Here is a 4378-nt window from a genome sequence, read left to right on the forward strand (position 1 = left end):
CGTACGAGATCGAAACACCCGAGAACCGGATCGATGCGGCGAACATCTCCGAGTACCACGCGGCCTGCGGCCCGTAGGTGAGGCCGAGCCCGACGGTCAGGATCGCCAGCCCCGCGAGAACGAGCCAGATGTTGGCGGTGTTGACGAGCGGGAACAGGGTCGCAACGCCCACGAGCAGTGCGATCCAGCCGATGATGTAGGTGGTTCGGCGCCCGATCTTGTCGCTGATCCAGCCCCCGAGCCAGGTGAAGGCGAGCCAACACACCGCAGCGCCGGCCACGGCCCACAGCACCGACGGCCGGTCCATGCCGAGGGTGTTCACGGTGTACCCCTGGATGTACCCGCCGGTGGACATGTATCCCACTGCGTTGTTGCCGGCGAAGATCAGTGCGGCGAGGACCACCAACGGGAAGAAGCGGCGCAAGAGCATGCCCACCGGATTCTTGACCGTCTCGGCGCGTTCGGCCAGCTCGGTGAACACCGGGCTCTCCTCGACCTTCCGTCGGACGTAGTAGCCGACCAGGATGAGCACGATCGACGACCAGAACGGGATGCGCCATCCCCACGTCATGAAGAACTCATCGCCCGGCATGCTCACCAGGGCGAGCACCCCGGAGGCCAGCAGCATACCCAGCGGCACGCCGATCTGGGGCGAGGCCCCGTACAGCCCGCGACGATTGCGGGGGGCGTGCTCGACGGCCATGAGCACGGCGCCGCCCCATTCGCCACCGGCCGAGATCCCCTGCACGATGCGCAGCACGATGAGCATCACCGGCGCTGCCGCGCCGATCGCGGCATACGTGGGGAGGAAGCCGACGAGGGTGGTGGCCGCTCCCATCAGGATGAGGGTCAGCATGAGCACGATACGACGCCCGTAGCGGTCGCCGAGGTACCCGGCGATGAACGCACCGAGCGGACGGAACAGGAAGCTGATGCCGACCGTCGCATACGAGAGCAGCGCTGCGATGCCGGGGCCGGCCGGCTCGAAGAAGAGCGTTGCGAACACGAGCCCGGCCGCAAAGGCGTAGATGAAGAAGTCGTACCACTCGACGGTCGTGCCGACGATCGTGGCGAAGACGACGCGCCGACGGTCGGTGGCCGACGAGATGGTCCCGGTAGGAGTGAATCCGTCGTGCGGTGACGGTGAGGGTGTAGTACTCATGGTCAGGAGGGACTCCTTTGTCGGATCGACATCCGTTTTCCGGCTGAACTCGGGGGTTGCCCGATGGCCACCGATCATATACGATTTCAGATACACCGCAAGAGGGATATCACAGCGCAAGAGCGAGGGAGCTCATGACCGACCACACGGATGCCGCCGATTCGCGATTCGCCGCCCTGCCCTGCCGGCCCGGCAAGATCATCGCCGTCCACCTGAGCTACGAGTCGCGGGCCGCCCAGCGCGGGCGCCGGCCCGCGCAGCCGTCGTACTTCTTCAAGGCCTCCAGCTCGGTCGCCGCCTCGGGGGACACCATCGTGCGCCCGCGCGGTACCGAACTGCTCGCGTTCGAGGGCGAGATCGCGCTCATCATCGGCACCGAAGGGCGGAACATTCCGCTCGAGAGCGCGTGGGACCACGTCGGCTGGGTGACCGCCTCCAACGACCTCGGCCTCTACGATCTGCGCGCGAACGACAAGGGATCGAACGTCCGGTCCAAGGGGGGCGACGGCTTCACGCCGATCGGCCCCGAGCTCATCGACGCGCGCACCGTCGACCCGGCCGCCCTGCGGGTACGCACCTGGGTGGGCGACACCCTCGTACAGGACGACACCACTGGCGGGCTGATCTTTCCGCTGGCCCAGTACGTCGCCGACCTCTCGCAGCACTTCACCCTGGAGCGCGGCGACATCATCCTCACCGGCACACCGGCCGGCTCGTCGGTGATCGTCCCGGGCGACGTCGTGACGGTGGAAGTCGACTCCCCCGCCACCGGCGCCACCTCGGGCCGCCTGACGACGACCGTCGTCGCCGGCGACGGACCCCACTACGACGAAGCGCTGGGATCGCTCCCCGCCGTCGACGACACACAGCGCGAAGAGGCCTGGGGATCGGCCGACGCGGCCGGTCTTCCCGCGCGCCGCCACCTCGGGCTCGACCCCGACCTGCGGGCGAAGCTCGAGAAGACACCGGTCGCGGGACTGTCGCAGCAGTTGCGTAAGCGCGGATTGAACAACGTCACGATCGACGGTGTGCGGCCGCTGCACCCGAACGCGAAGCTCATCGGCACCGCCACCACGCTGCGGTTCGTCCCCAACCGGGAGGATCTATTCGCGTCGCACGGCGGCGGATACAACGCGCAGAAGCGCGCGTTCGACGCCGTGACAGACGGCCAGGTCATCGTCATCGAAGCGCGCGGCGAGACCGGCTCGGGCACGCTCGGCGACATCCTCGCCATCCGCGCCCACGCCCGCGGCGCGGCCGGCATCGTCACCGACGGCGGCGTGCGCGACGAACAAGCCGTCGCGGCCGTGGGTATCCCGGTCTACACCGCCGGCGCCCACCCGGCCGTCCTGGGACGCAAGCACGTGCCGTGGGACGTCGACGTCACCGTCGCGTGCGGCGGCGCGACCGTGCAACCCGGGGACGTGCTCGTCGGCGACGCCGACGGCGTCATCGTCATCCCGCCCGCCCTGGTCGAAGAGGTCGTCGACGCCGCCCTCGCGCAGGAGACCGAGGATGCCTGGATCGCCGACCGCGTCGCCGAGGGACACCCCGTCGACGGGCTGTTCCCGATGAACGCGCAGTGGCGCGCACGCTACGAAGCCGAGGCCGGATCGGGACGATGACACTCGACGCGGCGTTCACCGGGAGCAAATCCCAGGTCGCCTACGACTGGATCCGGGAGCGGATCACCCGGCACGAGTTCGTGCCGGGGTACCGACTCGTGCTGGGCACGATCGCCAACGAGCTCGGCATGAGCGTCGTACCGGTGCGCGAGGCGATCCGGCGGCTGGAGGCCGAGGGCCTGGTCACGTTCGAGAAGAACATCGGCGCCCGGGTGTCGGTCGTCGACGAGGACGAATACGTCCACACGATGCAGACGTTGAGTCTCGTGGAGGGGTACGCGACGGGTCTTGCCGCGCCCCACCTGACCGCCGGCGACCTCGCCCGCGCCGCCGAGATCAACGAGCGGATGCACCGACTGCTGGAGCACTTCGACGCGCACACCTACACGCAGCTGAACCAGCAGTTCCACGCCGCGCTGTACGCGTCCTGCCCCAACGGGCAGGTGCTCGACCTCGTCGAGCGGGCGTGGTCGCGCCTGGCCGGGGTCCGCGACACCTCGTTCGCACTCATCCCGGGGCGTCCCCGCCACTCCGTCGAAGAGCACGACCAGCTCCTCACGATGATCGAAGGCGGCAGCGACGCCGTCGAGATCGAACTGTTCACCCGTACTCACCGGTTGCGCACGCTGGACGCGTTCCTGCATGCGCGCCACCCCGACTCCCCCACCGATATGGAGGCATCATGACCGATTCCACACCCGCTCTCGACCAGCGTCACGTGCCGGCGGATCTGCCGACCCGCATCCAGCACTACATCGACGGCGCCTTCGTCGACTCGACCGACGGCGACACGTTCGACGTGCTCGAGCCCGTCTCCAACGAGGTCTACGTGCAGGCCGCGGCCGGCAAGAAGGCCGACATCGACCGCGCGGTCGAGGCCGCCACGCGCGCGTTCGACGAGGGGCCGTGGCCGCGGATGCTGCCGCGCGAGCGGTCCCGCATCCTGCACCGCATCGCCGACATCGTCGAGTCGCGCGACGCCCGCCTCGCCGAGCTGGAGTCGTTCGACTCGGGTCTTCCCATCACGCAGGCGCTCGGCCAGGCCCGGCGCGCAGCGGAGAACTTTCGCTTCTTCGCCGACCTGATCGTGGCGCAGGCCGACGACACCTACAAGGTTCCGGGCCGTCAGATCAACTACGTCAACCGCAAGCCCATCGGCGTCGCGGGCCTCATCACGCCGTGGAACACGCCGTTCATGCTGGAGTCGTGGAAGCTCGGCCCGGCGCTGGCCACCGGCAACACTGTCGTCCTCAAGCCCGCCGAGTTCACGCCGCTGTCCGCGTCGCTGTGGGCGGGCATCTTCGAGGAGGCGGGGCTGCCGCAGGGCGTGTTCAACCTCGTCAACGGGCTCGGTGAAGACGCCGGCGACGCGCTCGTGAAGCACCCGGACGTTCCGCTCATCTCGTTCACGGGCGAGAGCCGCACCGGCCAGATCATCTTCGGAAACGCCGCCCCCTACCTCAAGGGCTTGTCGATGGAGCTGGGCGGCAAATCCCCGGCGGTCGTGTTCGCCGACGCCGACCTGGATGCCGCGATCGACGCGACCATCTTCGGCGTCTTCTCCCTGAACGGCGAGCGCTGCACGGCCGGC

The 4378-nt window shown here is 68.8% G+C and carries 4 protein-coding genes; 3 read left to right on the top strand and 1 reads right to left on the bottom strand.

Translation table 11 applies throughout. The features are described from left to right. A partial coding sequence (locus ACK5KK_RS10735; RefSeq protein WP_416890076.1) for an MFS transporter occupies nt 1–1162 on the bottom strand: 1162 nt, incomplete at its 3' end. A gap of 134 nt (nt 1163–1296) precedes the next feature. Here ACK5KK_RS10735 and ACK5KK_RS10740 point away from each other — a divergent pair. The 3 genes from ACK5KK_RS10740 to ACK5KK_RS10750 form a co-directional block, all read left to right on the top strand. After that, the gene (locus tag ACK5KK_RS10740) at nt 1297–2787 is read left to right on the top strand and encodes a fumarylacetoacetate hydrolase family protein (protein ID WP_416890077.1); all 1491 of its coding nucleotides are present in this window, start codon (nt 1297–1299) and stop codon (nt 2785–2787) included. Then, entirely contained in the window at nt 2784–3473 is a 690-nt protein-coding gene (locus ACK5KK_RS10745) for a GntR family transcriptional regulator (RefSeq protein WP_416890078.1), read from the top strand. The genes ACK5KK_RS10740 and ACK5KK_RS10745 overlap by 4 nt, the downstream gene beginning before the upstream one ends. Then, a partial coding sequence (locus tag ACK5KK_RS10750; protein ID WP_416890079.1) for an aldehyde dehydrogenase family protein occupies nt 3470–4378 on the top strand: 909 nt, incomplete at its 3' end. The genes ACK5KK_RS10745 and ACK5KK_RS10750, both read left to right, overlap by 4 nt.

It is taken from the genome of Microbacterium sp., assembly GCF_047972865.1.
In the GTDB taxonomy this organism is placed as follows: domain Bacteria; phylum Actinomycetota; class Actinomycetes; order Actinomycetales; family Microbacteriaceae; genus Microbacterium.

Excerpts from the sequence above, each read along its gene's own strand:
- ACK5KK_RS10740 (WP_416890077.1), top strand. The coding sequence starts at position 1,297 with ATGACCGACCACACGGATGCCGCCGATTCGCGATTCGCCGCCCTGCCC.
- ACK5KK_RS10745 (WP_416890078.1), top strand. The coding sequence starts at position 2,784 with ATGACACTCGACGCGGCGTTCACCGGGAGCAAATCCCAGGTCGCCTAC.